The organism is Niabella drilacis (assembly GCF_900101395.1).
Lineage (GTDB): Bacteria > Bacteroidota > Bacteroidia > Chitinophagales > Chitinophagaceae > Niabella > Niabella drilacis.
Map to the genome: position 1 here is coordinate 1 of NZ_FMZO01000035.1, position 18,446 is coordinate 18,446.

The window sequence follows — 18,446 nt, forward strand, 5'->3', positions numbered from 1 at the left end:
CCAGCAGGTACTTCACCCGGAAGTACTGCCTGTTTCTGCAACTGGGCCTTATGGGTTTCAAGCTCCAGTATCAACAGCGATATTTCCTCCAGACCGGCTTCCACACACCGAAGCCGCCACTCTTTTTCTACCACCCACTGCGGATGAAGCTTCTTTTCCCGGGCATTCAGCATTGCGATCTCTAACTCCAGCCCCTTTACGGGGTCGGGACCTGTTTGGGGCAAGGGGGCTGCCACGTTACGGGCATGGTCCAGCTCCAGTTCTTTTGACCGGATCTTCTCCCCCATTGCGGCTATTGCATCCAGCCGGCGTTCTATCTGCAGCTCAAGGCCCAGCTTTTTCCACTGCAGGGTCTTTTGCTGCCGGTACGCCTGCTTCAATACAGCATCGCATTGCGGGATTTCGGTAAGGTGACTGAGAAGGGTTAACATAACAACTGGTTTTGGGGTGTATTATCCATTTAAGGTACAACCGCCAGCCCCCCTTTGCGTCAATAAAAAGCACCTTAACAATTGATTAACGCAACAAGCGGTTCTTAATGATCCACTTTCCCGGCACACAAAAACTAATAAGCTGTTTATCAACCTGTTCAAATTTGCCACTCCCAACCCGGAATTGCCTTTATTTAATTAAAGTATTTTATAATGTGTACTGCCCGCACATGGAGGGGCCTGAAACCCTTGAAAAAAGACAGCAACAGCCATCGAAAGGCCGCTTAGCAGTTCGCTTCCAGATATCAAATGCCGCCAGGTAAACCGGTACTGTGTAAAACTCACACGCCCGGTAAGCGTGTTTTTCAAAAGGCTTTTGAGAACCCCGGGGAACGGCGCATGTAACTTCACGCTTTGTTAATTTCCCGAATAAAAGAAGGGCCGTATCAAAAGCCTTTATTCCGTTTGCCGTTCCGGGCAGAACAGCCTTATGTCTAAAGCAGCTTTTGATACAGCCCCCATTCCCATCCAGATCCATGGGATCTGTCCTTTACACCCTGGTATTAAGGCACCAGCGCTTTGTTATACAGCAGCTGGTGCAGCTGAAACATTTTTTCCATGGGAAACTTTAACACTTTACGATCATAGGTAAACAAGCCATTGGTCTCAATTTCCACATCCGTGGTCTGTGTATATACAGCGGCCGACAAGCCCCATTTTATCAGATCGGGGATCGACCGGATCATTTCGCTGTACTGTGCAAATAGTTTCTCATTGTCATCAAAGGACCGGTATCCCCAGTTTCCCTTATCGAGCCAGAGATGTTCTTTGACCGGTAATCCCAATCCCCCGAATTCGCCCAACACCAGTATCTGATTTTGTCCGTATACTTCCGGATCGGGCATGGAGGGGCCCGGATAGTAATGGAGGTCTACCACCGGGCTAACACCGATAAAGAAATTTCCCCCGCTCATACCATTCACCAGTCTCGACGGATCATATTGCATCGTCCATTCAACGATCTCTTTTGTTTTAAACTGCCCCCAGGCTTCATTAAAAGGCACCCATACAACGATTGACGGATAGTTGTGCAGTTCATCCATAATCGCTTTCCATTCTTTACGGTAAATTGCTTCTGATGCTGCGGACCGGTTCCTGTCAAACACCAGTCCCGGTACCTGCGATTTGAGCTGGTGCGCATCATCCACTTTTTTTCCTTCCGGCATTTTTACCCGGAGCTGCTGCGACCAAATGTTGCCCCCCCTGTCGCCACTGGGCATATCCTGCCAAACCACGATGCCCAGTTTATCGCAGTAATAATACCAGCGTGCAGGCTCTATCTTTATGTGTTTCCGGATCATGTTGAATCCAAGGGCCTTTGTTTGCTCAATATCAAATTTAAGTGCTTCGTCCGTGGGGGCGGTATACAGTCCATCGGGCCACCAGCCCTGGTCCAGCGGTCCGTACTGGAAAAGGAACTGGTTGTTAAGCATCATCCGCTGAATGCCGCTGGCATCCTTTGCCATGGAAATTTTGCGCATTCCAAAATAGGAACCGGCTTCATCAATGATCTTTCCTTTTCTTTTTACCGCTACTTTCAGATCGTACAAAAAGGGCGTTTGAGTAGACCATAATTTAGGATCAGGGATCCGGAGCATGATATTATTACCATCCGCAGCAGTCTGGCTCGCAACCTGTTTTTTACCATCCCAGGCCGATATACTGATCTCATCCCCCGGCTGAAGGTCTACTACATTTACAGAAACCTGCAGTTGCTGCTGATCCACATCCGGCGTTTGCTTTGTGGACCGGATATAGGTTCCGGGCACATTTTCGAGCCACACTGTTTGCCAGATGCCGGTTACCGGCGTATACCAGATGCCATGAGGGTTTTTTACCTGTTTGCCTGCGGGCTGCGGCCCTTCATCTGTCGGATCCCATACACGCACAGCAATGGATTGCGATGCACCCTTTTTCAACGCCTCTGTAATGTCTATTGAAAAAGGATCATATCCCCCTTCATGTGCTCCCACTTTGATCCCGTTCACATAGATCTGCGCTGCCCAATCTACGGCTCCGAAATGCAGCAGTACCCTTCCTTTACGCATGGACGCAGGTATTTCAACAGTACGGTTGTACCACAAGATACTATCTTTCCCCACCGTTCTGCCAACACCGCTCAATGCGGATTCAATAGCATAGGGTACCAGGATATTGCCATTGTATTGTGCCGGTACCGCATCAGCATCGCTTTTGGGTAATACCGTGTATTGCCACAGGCCGTTTAAGTTCTTCCAGTTATTACTCCGGGTAAGCTGCGGACGCGGGTATTCCGGAAGAGGGTTGGCGGCATTCACTTTTTCGGCCCACCGGGTTTTAATCTTTCCTTCTACAGGCTTCCACTGAGCGTTCACATTTGCTGCGCTTACAGCCGCAACAAAAAAAAGAGACCATACTGTTTTTTTCACTTGATTGTTGATTGTTGTTTAAAAATATCAATCTTCCTGGGTTTGCCTGCAATCGTATCGGGCAACCGGATCCGTTCAAAAATACAAATCCCCCGCAGAAAAACGAAGCGCTTTCGCCTAATTGTTTCAACAAACGGCTGCTAAACCCAGCAAACGGCCGGCGCAGCGGCTGGGTCGCTGTAAATGATGCCGGCTATATGGTATTCTCATTTGCAAATGTATCATCTCCGGGAAGCGCTTATAAACGCCCGGAGTCTGTTGGCCCACATCGCTAAATTGGAAAAGTAAAACAAAAAAATAAAGTACTTAAATTAAGAGCCTGTTTAAATTTTATTGATGGAATTTATTATGAAGCTATTTTGGAGCGAAACAAGGAAAATTTTGCAGGCATAGTAGGCCACTATGGCGAAAAATTTAACGCAGTTGCAGCCCAAAACAGCCATAATAAAGCCATTGAATGAATTTTAAACAGGCTCTTAAAGCGCCCCCCTTGTGGGGAGCGCCGTTAAAAACCGGTATACAGATCTAATGTACGTTCAGTTGTTTGGATGCTTCTTTTTTCTCAAGGTTCACCACGCCGGTGGTGCCACCGCCTTTCAGCGTCAGTTCTACCGGGACATTGGTTTTCCAGCCCCCCCGGGTAAAGTCGGGAATATCCACACTGGAAGAGCGTTTGGCAATGGACCTGCCGCTTAACGGGAAGATGCAGCTCCAGGCCACGCCGTCGTATACGTCCTGGTCCAGCGGAAGGCCGTTACGCAGACAGTCGATCAGCCTCCAGTCCATCATAAAGTCCATACCGCCGTGGCCACCGATCTGTTTGGCAAGGTCGCCGATTTTCCGAACGATCTCGGGGGTATATTGATCGTAGAGTTTTTTCAGTTCATCTTCTTTGATCCACTCATGACCAAAGGCAATGCGCTCCGGATCGGGCCATTTCTGTGCTACACCTTTGGTGCCGCTCAGGAGGTGGATACGGGAATACGGGCGCGGCGAAGTTACGTCATGCTGGATCATGATGGTTCTGCCTTTATTGGTTTTAATGGTAGTGGTGTTCATATTTCCGCGGTATGGTTTGCCTACGAACTGCTGAAAGTAAGAATCCTTAGCAGCAAGATCTTTTGCCATCTGTCCCATCTGGAAGTCGTTGCTGGATACGGATACCAGCCAGTCCATTTTGTCGCCGCGGTTAATGTTCATACACTGCGCCACGGGGCCAAGACCGTGTGTGGGGTACAGGCAACCGTTGTGTTCATAATTCTGACGGAGGCGCCACATGTTCTGGTAACCGGTATCTTTTTTAAAGTTGAGATCCCGCAGGTCGTGAATATACGCGCCTTCGGCATGCACCAGCTCGCCGAACATACCCTGGCGGGCCATATTAAGGGTCAGCAACTCGAAGAAATCGTAGCAGCAGTTTTCGAGCATCATACAATGTTTGCGGGTACGTTCGGAGGTTTCCACCAGTTTCCAGCAATCATCCAGGGTGAGTGCAATGGGCACTTCGGAAGCCGCGTGGCAGCCATTTTCCATAGCAAAAAGGGCCATGGGCGTGTGAAGGTTCCAGGGCGTGGTAATATACACCAGGTCCGGCTTTTCTTTGAGGATCATATCCTTCCAGCCATTTTCGCCGGAATATTCCTTCGCAGCAGGGCGGCCGGATTTCTGCACAATGGCGTTGGACCGGGTGGCGCGTTCGGGGATCAGGTCGCAAATAGCCACGATCTCAACGCCGTCGATATGCGACATACGCTGCACCGCACCCGGACCGCGCATTCCCTGCCCTATGAATCCGATACGCACTTTATCGATCTTGGGAGCCCGATAGCCGCACATATTAAAACGGGCAGCACTTTTTTCCAGTTCATAAGAGCGTTGCATGGCTTCATCGTTGATGGCAAATGCCGGCAGGTCAATGGCAAGCGCACCAGCTCCTACAGCAATGTTTTTAAGAAAACTTCTTCGGTTACTCATAATGGAAGTATTTTGTTATTTAGTAGAACCATAAAAATACCCATTAATGCATCACCAATATACCGCCCCTGTTGTGCAAACGATTGTGCAACATCTTAATAATGCAGCAGCTGTTTACCTGTAAGCCCGCACCGGACCGGGCTGCCGTTTTTTGAAGCGGCGACTGTCCTTCCTGCCTGCAACGCCTGCCGTTCCGGGGTCCGGGCCACCTGCTGCGATCTCCCATTGCGTGTTTCTGCAGGATCGAATGAACAAAAAGAATCATCTGTATAAAAAGCCGGAACCTGTCACTAAAATAGGTGACACGGATAAATCAGCACATATTAAAAACAAATCCCATTTATTTGTATCTTTGATCCATCGATAGCTTTCTAAATATTAATCCCGATGACGAAAACTTACACAGTCCCTACTTATCCCGAATTTGAACACGCCCCTGCTACATTGAATAAATATATTGAAGCATCCGGCATTTTTACCATTATGCTCAAAACGGGCGCTATCGTGCATTTCAGCCCGGGCAACGCGGAAGCCTTCCGGAAATGGCTGACAGAACATAGTATACCGGATATACGCACTCAGCACCGAAACCTGCAGGATTGATCCTGTTCAACATAATGTTTTCACGGTTAGCGAGGGCCGGTTTTGTCCAGAACAGGCCCGTTTTAAGTTCATGCCGGACAGATCACGCTTTTGTTCCCCGTTCCGATTCCGTTCCGAACATTCGGAACAGGATCCGGGTTCATTCCCATATCTCCACTCCCGCCCGAATGTCCGCTTAGCTAAAAGCTGAAAACTAAGAATAAAAAAAAATCCCGGCAATTGCTTACCGGGATCACTTTTTGCTATTGGCGATTATTTACTTCACTTCTTCAAAGGGAACATCTGTTACATCATCAGCGCCCCCGGTATTTCCACCCTGCTGACCATTGTCGCCAGGCTGGCCTGCATGGGCCTGGGCTCCTGCATCGGCACCCTGCCCCGATTTATAGATATCTTCACTGGCGGCGGTCCAGGCAGCGTTCAGTTCTTCACTAGCCTTATCAATAGCGGCAATATCCTGCTGTTTATGTGCCTCTTTCAATTTGGCAACCGCTCCTTCAATCACCGATTTTTTATCTGCAGGAACCTTGTCCCCATATTCTTTCAGCTGTTTTTCGGTCTGGAATACCAGGCTGTCTGCAGCATTCAGTTTGTCGATCTTTTCGCGCTCTGCCTTATCGGTAGCTTCGTTGGCTTTGGCCTCTGCTTTCATTTTCTCTACCTCTTCCTTACTTAAACCGCTTCCTGCTTCGATATGGATCTTTTGCTCTTTACCGGTTCCTTTATCCTTGGCCGTTACATGCATGATACCGTTGGCATCAATATCGAAGATCACTTCGATCTGCGGTACACCTCTCGGTGCCGGCGGAATGCCATCCAGGTTAAAGATACCCAGGCTCTTGTTGTCTTTGGCCATGGAGCGCTCACCCTGCAATACATGGATCTGTACACCGGGCTGGTTATCGCTGGCGGTAGAGAACACTTCCGATTTCTTTGTAGGAATGGTCGTATTGGAAGGGATCAGGGTAGTCATTACACCGCCCATGGTTTCGATACCCAGAGAAAGCGGGGTAACGTCCAGCAGCAATACATCCTTTACCTCCCCGGTTAATACAGCGCCCTGGATAGCGGCCCCAACGGCTACCACCTCATCCGGGTTTACACCGCGGTTGGGTTTTTTACCAAAGAATTTTTCTACAATTTCCTGCACTTTGGGAATACGGGTGCTACCACCTACCAGGATCACTTCATCGATCTCTGAAGGATTCATACCTGCATCTTTCAGCGCCGCTTCGCAGGGTTTTAAACAACGGGAAAACAGGTTGTCTGCCAGTTGCTCAAATTTAGCGCGGGTCAGTTTTTTTACCAGGTGCTTCGGCACTCCGTCAACGGCTGTGATATACGGCAGGTTGATTTCGGTTTCGCTGGAAGAGGACAGTTCGATCTTTGCCTTTTCAGCAGCTTCCTTCAAACGCTGCAGAGCCATCGGGTCTTTGCGCAGGTCAATGGCTTCTTCTGATTTAAACTCCTCAGCCAGCCAGTCCATAATCACTTTATCAAAATCATCCCCACCCAGGTGTGTATCCCCGTTGGTAGATTTTACTTCAAATACACCATCGCCCAGTTCCAGTACAGAGATATCGAAGGTACCGCCACCCAGGTCAAACACGGCAATCTTATGATCTTTGCCGCCTTTATCAAGCCCGTAAGCCAATGCGGCAGCTGTAGGTTCATTTACAATCCGGCGTACGGTTAAGCCGGCAATTTCACCGGCTTCTTTGGTTGCCTGGCGTTGTGCATCGTTAAAGTAAGCCGGAACGGTGATCACCGCTTCGTTCACTTCCTGGCCCAGGTAATCCTCGGCTGTTTTTTTCATCTTTTGTAATACCATGGCAGAAATCTCCTGCGGGGTATACAAACGCCCGTCAATATCGATACGAACGGTATTATTGTCACCCTGTGCAACTTTGTAGCTCCAGTGGCTGATCTCTTCAGAAACCTCGTCAAAACGGCGGCCCATAAAACGCTTTACAGACATGATCGTGTTTTGCGGGTTGGTGATCGCCTGCCTTTTTGCAGGATCCCCTACTTTACGTTCGCCGTTTTTCAAAAATGCAACAACAGATGGGGTTGTACGGCGCCCTTCATCGTTGGCAATCACCACAGGCTCGTTACCTTCCATTACCGCAACGCAGCTGTTGGTGGTCCCTAAGTCAATACCAATAATTTTACCCATAATATTTAAATTTCTCCTTTTATTAAAAATTACCACATTTTGTGGCAGTTATTAGCTTTCAATGATTATGCCGCAGTAATCAAATATGCAAAAATGTCAGAAATCTGGCTAAAATGCTGCCGGATGACATACTCCTGTCATTTTACACGTTCAGCAGGAAAAGTTTTCTATTTTAGCGCTTCATTTTGAACTATGAAGCCTGTTTTTTCTCTTTTATGGATCCTGGTATTTACGGTTATTGCCCGGGGGCAAACCATCAATACCCCGGCCCCGGTCCTTTCTGCACCCGAATATCCTTCTGTTGCCATACCGGAATCGGAACTGAACATCCCCGTCCTGGTTGACCTGGCCCCATTTTTTGCCCTGGCCAATAAAAAAGTGGATACGCTGTTCACATCGCCAAAGTTTCCAAACGAATGGGTACAGGAGGGCTGCGATACCCGTTATAAATACAGCTTCCGGCGGGGACCGCTGCAATTCAGCCTGAACAACACAACGCTGGATATTTCTTTCACCGGCTATTACAAGATCATCGGTTCTACCAGGGCCTGCGTCAACGGCAAGGCTCTTACCCCCTGGACCCCCGCCTGCCAGTGTGGTTTTGATGAAGGCGAGCGCAAGGTAAAAGTGGGGTTTTCCGTGGCTATTTCGCTCCTTACCAATTATACCATTAAAATGCAGGTAACCCGCAAGGAGCCGGAACCGGTTGACAAATGTACCGTCTGCTTCTGGGGGCAGGATATCACCGGTGTAATCATGGATGCGCTGAAAAAGGAGCTGGATATTTCCAGGGCCGACCTCGAAAAGAACTATGGCCGTACGGATCTGAAGCCCTATTTTCAAACCTTGTGGAACCAGCTGAATACGCCCTACAACATTAATAATATGGGGTGGCTGCAGATCAACCCGCAAAAAGTACGCATCAACAGTATTCATACAACCGGTAACCAGCTGCAGATCAGCGTGGGGCTGGCAGCCAAACCGGTGGTACGGTTTGAAAAACCGGGCACCGTTACCGCACCCGTTCCGCATATCAGCAACTTCAGCAGGAACCGGGGCTTCCAGGTTTATACAGACCTGGTGATGAACTATGATTCGCTTAGCCGCATCCTCACCAGCCAGATCGCCGGAAAGGAGTTCACCTTCAGCAAAGCGTTCATTAAAAAAAGATTCATCTTCCTGGAGTGCAGATTATTGGGCAGCCGCGATAACCGCCTCATCATGCAGGTCAAATTTACCGGCAGCAACGACGGGTACTTTTACGTAACCGGTAAACCGCTCTATTATGCCGATTCTAAAACCTTGCAGGTTGCCGATGTGGATTTCGATATCCGGTCGCGCGATGCCCTGTTAAAAACGGCGGACTGGCTGTTTTCGAAAAAGATCACCGGCGAAATTGAAAAAATGGCCAGATATGACCTGGGCACGCTCCTGGCAACCGCCGCAACCAATATCAACCAGCAGCTCAACCGGCAGTTTATGAAAGGTATCAGCGGTTCAGGAAATGTAAAGGACATTACCGTAGCCGGTATCTTTCCCCAGGCGGACTGGCTGGCGGTGCGCGCCTATTGCAGTGGTGCGTTTTTGCTGAATGTAGCGGGGCTGGATCTTTGATGGTTTCAGATCTGACGTTAGAGCCGTGGGCTTGCCTCGGTGGGGTTTCTTTGGTTCAATGTTCAAAGTTTAACGTTAGAGCCCTGTTTCACATCACAAGGATCACTCTTTTATCTGAAATCTGAGGTCACTGGTGTCCGCTTCAAAATTATCCGATTGCCTCAAACCCCAACACCAATGGTTTGAGGTTCACGTTTTGTACCTGATGCTCCTTCACTATTGACCATCGACTATTGACCATCGACTATTGACCATCGACTATTGACCATTGACTATTGACCATCGACCATCGACTATTGACCATTGACCATCGACTATTGATACTAATCAAATCCGGTCTCATACCCGGTATTCCATGAGCCACTGACGATGAACCATTACCTGTTTCCGTTATCCGGTGAAGACCCGGAATCAGACCGGTCATCTTCCAGGTAAGTAGGTTCCGGCACCCGTTTAAAGCTGAAATGCCGCTGTGCCAGGTAGCTCAGGAGCACTACCACCACCGTGGTGCCGATCTGGGCAAATACCGGGTAGATCCCGCAGACTTCTACCAGGAACTTCAGCAGCACCAGGTTAACGGTAAGATTAAATACACAGACCAGCAGGTACCGGAACAACTGCACGCGCCCTTTGATCTTACTGTCATCAAACACCACGTATTTCATCAGGAAGAATCCGACCAGGAAACTCACTACAAAGGACATGGCCAGTGCCGCAACGTGCGACTTCAGCGCATAAAAGCCGAAATGAAAGTCCTGCCCCCGCAAAATGAATTTATAAGTAATATAGTAGGCCAGCAGCCCCAGGAACGTATTGCCCGCCCCGGAAACCGCATACCGGAAAGTTTGCAGCGGCATGAACCGCCTGAACACCGGATAAAAAAAATCGATCAACGGGAGGATCCGGTCCCTTGCACTGTGCAGATGTTGCCTCATCGGCGGCGAAGATATTCCTTATTAGCATGATTTCTGCGGCCGTGTTCCTTATTTTTGCATCAAAATTGTTAAGAATGAGCATTGTAGATACGTTGAGACCGATTGTTGCGGACGCATTAAAAGAATTGTATCAAAGAGAGCTGCCCCCTTCGTCGATCGCTATAAACAGTACCAAGCCCGAATTTGAGGGAGACTATACCGTTGTATTATTTTCCTTTATCAAAGAACTGAAGAAAAAACCGGAAGACCTGGGCGCGGAGATCGGCCAATACCTGGTGGATCATCACCCGGGCCTGATCCGCTCGTTCAATGTGATCAAGGGTTTTCTGAACCTGAGCATTGCAGAAAATTTCTGGATCAGCTTTCTGAATACGCATTATAAAGATCCCTCGCTGGCCAGGGAGGAGCAACAGGCCTCCAGGGTAATGGTGGAATACTCCTCTCCCAATACCAACAAACCCCTGCACCTGGGGCATCTGCGCAATAATTTCCTGGGCTGGTCTATTGCCGAGATCCTGAAAGCAACCGGCAGCGAGATCCGCAAATGCTGCATCTCCAACGACCGGGGCATTCATATTTCAAAGTCGATGGTGGCCTGGCAGCTCTATGGCAATGGTGCCACACCGGAATCCACCGGCATTAAGGGCGATCACCTGGTGGGCGACTACTATGTATTGTTTGGCGTAAAGCATAAAGAACAGATGGCGGTGCTTATGGAACAGGGCATGAGCAAAGAAGAGGCTGAAAAAAATGCACCGGTCATGAAGGCCGCACAGCAAATGCTGGTAGACTGGGAGAACGGGGATGCGGACGTGATCGCGCTCTGGAAAAAAATGAACAGCTGGGTGTATGCCGGGTTTGACCAGACCTACCAACGCATTGGTACCGACTTTGATAAGATCTATTATGAAAGCGACACCTATATATTAGGGAAGCAATTCGTGGAAGAAGGATTGAAAAACGGGGTTTTCTTCAAAAAAGAAGACGGCAGCGTGTGGATCGATCTTACCGCAGAAGGACTGGATGAGAAGCTGGTACTGCGGAAAGACGGCACAGCCGTTTATATTACCCAGGACCTGGGACTGGCCGATGAGAAATATAAAGACTTTCCTTACGACCAAAGCATTTATGTAATTGCCGATGAGCAGAACTACCATATGAAGGTATTACAGCTCATCCTGCAAAAGCTTCATAAGCCCTATGCCGGGGGTATTTACCATATGAGCTACGGCATGGTGGAATTACCCAGCGGGCGTATGAAAACCCGCGAGGGCACGGTAGTGGATGCAGACGACCTGCTGGATGAGCTGGTGAAAGTTGCAGCTGCCAAAACCGAAGAGCTCGGCAAGGTAAAAGATTTCTCCGGAACCGAGCTGAAAGAGCTGTACGATACCATTGCACTGGGTGCACTGAAATTTTTCCTGCTGCGGGTAGATCCCAAAAAACGGATGGTATTTAACCCCGAAGAGAGTATCGATTTCCAGGGCTTTACCGGTCCGTTCATCCAATACACGCATGCGCGTATCAAATCCATTTTACGCAACGAGCCATTGGCAGAAGGTGTAGCAGATCCGGATCAGCTGGAGCCGCTGGAAAGGGAACTGATCATTTTGCTGGAACAGTTCCATACCCAGGTGCAACAGGCGGCCGGTGAACACAACCCCTCCCTGCTGGCGATCTATGCCTTCAGCGTGGCAAAACTGTTCAACAGTTTTTATACAGCCCACTCTGTCCGCAATGCCGCAACCCCGGAAAAGAAAAGCCTGCGGCTAAAGATCTGCTCTCTTACAGCAGCAACTATTGCCGCTTCAACGGCATTACTCGGCATCCGGGTACCGGAACGGATGTAGTCCGCTACAAAGATTATAAGACACGGAGAGAGGCTTAACTTAAGCGCATCTCCGTGTTTTTATTTTAAGCGGCGACACAGGAAAGCAAGGTGCCCGTTCTATCTCTTGCAAAGCGCTGCCCTGTTTTTCCATGTTCTGTAAATCGTTCCTGTTTGCAGGCAAAGCGGGTCAGACGTTCGTCATAAAAGCATTAAAATGCAACCGGTCTTTCTGGCCTTTTTTTACTTGGAGTTTTCGTGACTCTATGACACTAATTGTTAAAAACATTTAACGCAGAACGACAGCAGTATTTCTTTAAAAATGGAGTCCTACCGGAAAATATTTCCCGTATGCGCAAACAACTGTTCCTGGCTGCAATGCCGGCGCTCCTTTTGTGCTCCTGCTCCGGCAGTAAAGTACTTCCTGCAGAATCACTTCATATGGATGCCGCCACCACCCGCGATTATCCTTCCAGGTTTTATGACGATCATACCCGGATCCGCTACGACTTCCGGAACGACGACCAGTACCTCTATGTGATCCTGGAGACCGACAACCCCACTGCCCGGATGCGGATGCTGCGGGAGGGCGTAAAAATATATTTTCCCCCTGCGGGATCAAAAAGCGAGACCCGGTTTGTAGAGTATCCCTTTCATACAGGCGGCGGCCCTGCTGCCGGACCACAAAAACCCAAAGCCTCCACCCGTATGGATCAGCAACGGGAAATGCCGGAGCAACCGGCCGGTGACCGGGATTATACTTTCTTTTATAAACAGGCGCGGTTCACCAATAATGGAAAAACGGCACTGCTGGATCCGGCAGATAACGCCCCCGGTACTATTCACTTTAAAGCAGCCAACGAACCGGATGGCTTTTTCAGGTACATAGTATCTATCCCTAAAAGCCAGCTCATGATCAGTAAGAACCGCACAATTATCGGCATCCGGGTACCTGAAATGAAACGGCAGGGCAATACCTATCCCGGACATGATGAACCATCCACCCGTATGAGCGCCGGCGGCAGACGTGGAGGCCATGCAGGTGGCGGGGGTATGCGTGGTGGCGGTATGCACAACCGGGGCGCCGGAGCCGAGGGGATGAACCACAACCAGGAAGATGCAGGCGGCAAAATAGACTGGTGGTATAAGATCACATGGAACTCCTGACCCCGGAGTTCCTGCGGGCAGCCATATCTAAATCGGGTCAAAAGAGCGGACCCAGGCACTGTAACTGCCCCCGTGTTTCCGGCAAAGTGCTAAATCAGATGCTTTGCCCTTGAGGTTCTTGCTGCTGACCGATAAATTGATTAGATTTACGGTATTCTTATACAGAACAACACTTAATAAGCCAAACAACCATGCTTACCAGACCTGTCATTTGCCTTATCCTGGCCCTGGCCTGCAACAAGCCGGGAAAAGCACAACAACCCGTACCTGTAAGGGAAAAGCTATACCTGCATACCGACAAAAATGACTACCTGGCGGGCGATACCATCTGGTACAAACTCTACTTAACAGAGGCCCTGTATCACACCCCTTCGTCCAAAAGCGGTGTTGCGTATGTTGAACTGATCGACGAAAGCAGAAGGATCATCCGCCGTTACGCCCTTCATACCCTTGCCGGTACCGGATTGGGCGAATTTGCCACAGATACCCTGTTCAATCCCGGTAAATATATCATCCGAGCTTATACCCGGTGGATGCGGAACTTTGGTGACAGCCTGCTTTATGAAAAAGAGATCTCCCTGAGCAGGAGACAACAACAATGGTTCATTGCAAACAAGGAAGTCAGGATAGAAGAAGGCCAAAACCAGTCAACAGTCAACCTGACCTTTACATTAAAAGACAACCACCATCAACTGCTAAAGGACCTTACATCCCAGATATTCATTACGGATAAAACGGGACGCCTGATCCGGAAGGAAGGTTTCAATACCGGTGCCGGAGCAAGGGTAACGGTTCGTTTTCCCATATCCAATCTTACTGATATTATTTACGCGGGTATCGGCGATACACCATCGCAGCTTTTGGCCCGGTTCCCGGTTACACTGAAAAAAGGTCCGGATCTCCAGTTCATGCCCGAAAGCGGTCACCTGGTTGCTGGCATAGAAAACACGGTTGCGTTCAAAGCCGTCAATGAGAACGGAAAGCATAGCTCTTTAAGTGGTTCGGTCGTTGATCAGTCAGGCCAGGTCATCACCCATTTTACACCCCTGTATAAAGGCATGGGCGTTTTTAAACTGGTGCCGCAACCGCAGGGTATATATACCGCGCTGCTGGCAAACGGGCAACGGATTCCCCTGCCCGCCGTAGAAATGAATGGCACCCTTGTCCATGTAAACAACAACCACTCGTCCGGCAATGTCGAGATCCTTATAAAAGGGAGCGGAACCGCGCTCAATAAAAGCTATTTCCTGACCGTTCAGCAGCGGGGATACGAAGTATATAAAACAAAAATCGATCTTACAGCCACTACCCCGGGCATTGCCATTGAAAGATCCGGCTTCCTGAGCGGTGTGGCCTCCGTAAACCTGCTGGCCGAAAACGGGCAGGTATTAAATGAACGTGCATTCTTTATCAATCATCAGGACCCCCTCTCATTAAATTTCAGTACAGATAAAAGAGCCTACCACAAAAGAGATAGCGTATCATTAAAACTTACCGTCCGTAATGCAGAAAACCTCCCGGTTGCCGGCAGCTTTTCCATTGCTGTTACCGACGATGGGCAGGTAGCCCGGAACAGGGAACAGGATCCCAGCATCCTGACTTACCTTTTGCTGCAATCCGATCTGAAAGGGCCCGTCGAAACACCCGGCTATTATTTCAGCAATACCGGTGACAGTATTGCCCGCGCGGCAGATGCGCTGATGCTGACCCAGGGCTTTGTAAGGTACCAGTGGGACAGCACTGCCTTTCAATATGAGGCCGAGCCCGAATTTGTCATAAAAGGAAGGATTATCAAAGGAATCAACAGCGGCGCAAAAGCCGTAAAAGTAGGACTGGTAGGCACCCAGAAAGATGGAAGTCCCCTCATGCTCCTGGCCCAGACCGATGACAAAGGAGACTTTGAATTCAACAATATTCCCCCCTTTGAATCTTCGGCCTTTGCCGCCATCGTGATGGGCGGTGATCTGAAAAAACTGGGCAAAGGGGTTCAGTTCTATTATAAAGCAGACACCGCCGGTACCGGATCCCTGGCCTTTACCGATGACGACGGCGCAAAGGAGCCGGTCATCATCAGTAATATAGCGCTTGCAGAACAGGAAGCCCTTTCGCAATTAGCGGCAGACAGCACCCTCCTCGAAAACGTGGTGGTCACTGCAAAAAAAGCCATCCGGAATTCTGAAAACCTGAATGGCCCCGGTGGAGCAGACCAGGTGATAACCGAGGCGGAAATCAGGACTCAATACGGCAAAAAAAAGACCCTGCTGGACTTACTGCGGGAAAAGATCAAAGGATTCAGCTTTGACGGGAGCATCGTATATATGACCGACCCCACGGGGAAAAAAAGTCCTGTCCGGCTAAAAATATATATGGACGGCATAGACTTTGAAAGAGCATCACTCTCTTCCACAGAAAACATGTTTCCGCTATCCGGAACCCCGGAAGCAAAAAACCTCCGGGACCGGGCGATGCTGAAAGCAACAAGTGGAGAATCGGCCTGGGTACGTGATTTAAACAGTTTTGATATGGCGGATATAGCAGGCATTGAGGTGATGTATTCGCCCAAATGGTCGGCGGCATACAAGAAACGCTTTTTAACTTACGGCGAAATGACGCTTGCTATGCAGTTTGTCTTTATTGAGATCACTACCTACCGTGGCCAGGGTGGTTATCAAAAGGCCAATATCGGCAAGAACTATCTGTTTCCCCAGCCATTCCACTATGGAAGGACCTTCTACGCACCCCGGTATGGCAAAGCAGAAGGAGTGAATGCTGCGGCAGACTTCCGGTCTACCGTTTACTGGAACGGCAACGTGGTCACCGACGAAAAAGGAGAAGCCGTCCTGCACTTTTATACAGGCGATCATCCGGGTACCTATACGATCTGGGCAGAGGGGATGGACCTTCAGGGGAACGCCGGCATGCAGGCAGAAAAGGTACCCGTACAGGAAGAGTAGCGCACCGCTTACTGCACTGTTCCCGGCATGATGGCGATCTGTTCCAGGGCCTGTAATCCATCACTGATCAGTTTGGCCAATGCAGGCCGCTCCCTTTTCAGCCGGAGCAGATCGGCTTCGATCTGCTGCCGCAGGGCGTTGTCCGGATCCCGGTCCTTCAATACCTCCAGGATCTCCAAAGCGCAAAGCCAGTCATCCGTATACAGCTCGCGCAGCTGGTTCCACACGGCTTTCAGCAGCACAGGGGCCGATCGTCCTTCGCGCACATCGCGCACCTGCCGGTAGAGTTGATGCAAAGCCTTTGTTTGCGCATCATAGGCAGAACGGGGCATTTCTCCTGGCACTGCCGTTACCTCGTCATAGGCATCCTTATCTGCGGCACCCGGAAATACGGAAATGATCCGCTCCCCCACCGCCATATCATATATACCCCACTCCGGCTGAAACAACTGACGGGCCGTAATACTGTCGATCACCGTACATGCCGAAAAACGGATCAGGATGATCTTATCATCCCGCGTTACGATCTCCTCCACATTACCCTGTACCTGCAGGCCGTTGCGAAATAATAATGCGGCGGGTTTGCCGGCTTCAATGCCCGCATTTTTCAGATCGTCAATGGTAAAATCCTCCAGTGGCAGATCCGAGTCCCGCAGTTTTCCAACAGGGGATCCGATACCCTTCGGGTGCTGCAGTTTCCCATGGCCAGCGAGCTGCCGGCCTCCAAACGCCAGTGCCGTGGGCCCGGTTGTTTTGATATAAGTGCCTTCCCCAATACCGGGTTCCACAAAAACACCGGAGACCTGCAGACCGGAACTGTATGCCGCGGTACATACGAGTCCGCAACCGATTGCCTTTTGCAAACCATAGGATCCGCCCCGCCGGTAAGCAAGCGTATCCGCAAATGCATCCAGTACCCGCACCAGGTTCTGAAAATCCGGCGTTACAAATAGCTGGGGCTGCGGTTTGGTGATATCATACGGATAGTTGACCGCATCCGGTGTATACATTATTTTCTTTACAGCAGGCTGCATACAGGATACGCTTTCGCCAATGGAAGATAACAGCCCGGCGCCGTAGATCTTATAGTCATCCAGGCTCCCGATGAGACCATATTCCACCGTCCACCAGTGCAGGCGTGCCAGCAGGGCCATCTCCGAGGGGGCTCCCATGTTGTTCTGGATAAACGACAATGCCGCTTCCGCCTCCCGGATATCCTTCTCCGGTGTGCCGGCCAACTCCTTCAGAACGGCCAGTGCCCGGATGGCTTCAAAAAGCTCCTGGTCCTTCCGGGAGATCATGGCCCTTGTACCCACCTCACCGGTAAATTGCAGGTAGGCAGCATATTCCGGCTCACCGATGATGGGCGCATGCCCGGCCGATTCATGGATAATATCCGGCGCCGGCGTATATTCAATATGCTGGATCTGCCGGATATCTGCCGCAACGATCAATACACGGCAGGCCTGGAATTCCATAAAAGCCTGGGAAGGAATAAAACCATTTACGGTTACTGCAGCCCAGCCAATCTGCTTCAGGTGATCATTCATGGTTTGCAGATCCGGTATATGTTCGATGGTAAGCCCCGCTTGCTTAAGCCCGGGAATATAGGGATAGTAGGCAACGTCTTTAAGATACTTATAATTCTGCCGCATCACATAACGCCACACGGCATGATCCACCGGTGTATAATGCTCATAATGTTGGGCAACAATGTATTGTTTTAAATGATGAGGAAGCGCATCAATGATCGGGTTATTGTAATTATTCATCCGGCAAAAATACGAACAAAAACAAACGATCGTAAGTGTTTCGAGTTATCAGTTTTCCAAAATCTTCCATTGGAAATATATACTCAATATAAAATATAACACCGGCTCCAATATGAAAAGACGACAGACATCAGACAATAGATGTAAGACAGCCAATAGTGAACAGGGAACATTCAGTTTTAGCACGGGAGCCGCGCATAGCATGCACCATGCGCTGACTTTAAACCTGGAATAATTTGAAAATGTGGAGATATGGAAATGTGAAAATGCGGAAATAGGAGAATCGGGCATCAAATATGAAACCGGGCTCACAAGTGTCAATAGTCAGTAGTCTGCCGCCCCGAATGTTCGCATGCGCGTCAAGATAAAAAACAGGTCTATGGCTATAAAATGTAGAATGAATAAGCCTTTGGAAGCTGAAAAAGACCTGATCTTTTGATAGCAGGCGCAGCGCGCCGCAAATAATGGTAACCAGAACTCCCAGGGACTTACCCGTAGCCGCAGCGCGGCGGGAATATATTGGG

Annotated in this window: 12 protein-coding genes; 5 read left to right on the forward strand and 7 right to left on the reverse strand. The window is 49.6% G+C overall.

Annotation, left to right across the window (positions count from 1 at the left end):
- From BLS44_RS25790 to BLS44_RS25810, 3 genes are all read right to left on the reverse strand, one after another.
- Positions 1-431: hypothetical protein (locus BLS44_RS25790; protein ID WP_143019945.1), on the reverse strand; the 431-nt coding region annotated here is incomplete at its 3' end.
- Between the two features lie 563 nt (positions 432-994).
- A complete protein-coding gene (locus BLS44_RS25800) occupies positions 995-2,899 on the reverse strand; it encodes a glycoside hydrolase family 2 protein (protein ID WP_090393653.1) in 1,905 nt (634 codons plus the stop codon).
- Positions 2,900-3,424: 525 nt separating this feature from the next.
- Entirely contained in the window at positions 3,425-4,873 is a 1,449-nt protein-coding gene (locus tag BLS44_RS25810) for a Gfo/Idh/MocA family protein (protein WP_090393655.1), read from the reverse strand.
- A 387-nt stretch (positions 4,874-5,260) separates the two neighbouring features.
- Between BLS44_RS25810 and BLS44_RS25820 the strand changes: the two genes are divergently transcribed.
- Positions 5,261-5,476 (forward strand): hypothetical protein, encoded by a 216-nt coding sequence (locus BLS44_RS25820; protein ID WP_090393657.1) that lies wholly within the window; start codon positions 5,261-5,263, stop codon positions 5,474-5,476.
- Between the two features lie 256 nt (positions 5,477-5,732).
- Here BLS44_RS25820 and dnaK read toward each other — a convergent pair whose 3' ends face one another.
- Positions 5,733-7,652 (reverse strand): molecular chaperone DnaK, encoded by a 1,920-nt coding sequence (dnaK, locus tag BLS44_RS25825; protein ID WP_090393658.1) that lies wholly within the window; start codon positions 7,650-7,652, stop codon positions 5,733-5,735.
- A gap of 192 nt (positions 7,653-7,844) precedes the next feature.
- On the opposite strand from dnaK, the gene BLS44_RS25830 reads away from it, so the two are divergent.
- Positions 7,845-9,266: a DUF4403 family protein gene (locus BLS44_RS25830; protein WP_090393659.1), complete on the forward strand. Its 1,422-nt coding sequence runs from the start codon at positions 7,845-7,847 to the stop codon at positions 9,264-9,266.
- A gap of 377 nt (positions 9,267-9,643) precedes the next feature.
- Here BLS44_RS25830 and BLS44_RS25835 read toward each other — a convergent pair whose 3' ends face one another.
- A complete protein-coding gene (locus BLS44_RS25835; RefSeq protein ID WP_090393660.1) occupies positions 9,644-10,201 on the reverse strand; it encodes a GtrA family protein in 558 nt (185 codons plus the stop codon).
- A gap of 74 nt (positions 10,202-10,275) precedes the next feature.
- On the opposite strand from BLS44_RS25835, the gene argS reads away from it, so the two are divergent.
- From argS to BLS44_RS25850, 3 genes are all read left to right on the forward strand, one after another.
- Positions 10,276-12,051 carry an arginine--tRNA ligase gene (gene argS, locus BLS44_RS25840; RefSeq protein ID WP_090393661.1) on the forward strand — a complete coding sequence of 592 codons (1,776 nt, stop codon included), beginning with the start codon at positions 10,276-10,278 and terminating at the stop codon, positions 12,049-12,051.
- 329 nt (positions 12,052-12,380) lie between these two features.
- Positions 12,381-13,196, forward strand: a complete 816-nt coding sequence (locus tag BLS44_RS25845; protein ID WP_143019946.1) for a hypothetical protein — start codon at positions 12,381-12,383, stop codon at positions 13,194-13,196.
- Between the two features lie 191 nt (positions 13,197-13,387).
- Positions 13,388-16,150 (forward strand): hypothetical protein, encoded by a 2,763-nt coding sequence (locus BLS44_RS25850; protein ID WP_090393663.1) that lies wholly within the window; start codon positions 13,388-13,390, stop codon positions 16,148-16,150.
- Positions 16,151-16,158: 8 nt separating this feature from the next.
- Here the strand turns inward: BLS44_RS25850 and BLS44_RS25855 are convergent, their stop codons facing one another.
- Together BLS44_RS25855 and BLS44_RS26880 are read right to left on the reverse strand one after the other, a co-directional pair.
- Positions 16,159-17,922, reverse strand: a complete 1,764-nt coding sequence (locus tag BLS44_RS25855) for an aromatic amino acid hydroxylase (RefSeq protein WP_090393664.1) — start codon at positions 17,920-17,922, stop codon at positions 16,159-16,161.
- 324 nt (positions 17,923-18,246) lie between these two features.
- Positions 18,247-18,446, reverse strand: a 200-nt coding sequence (locus tag BLS44_RS26880) for a hypothetical protein (RefSeq protein ID WP_218127823.1), incomplete at its 5' end; no start/stop codon positions are given.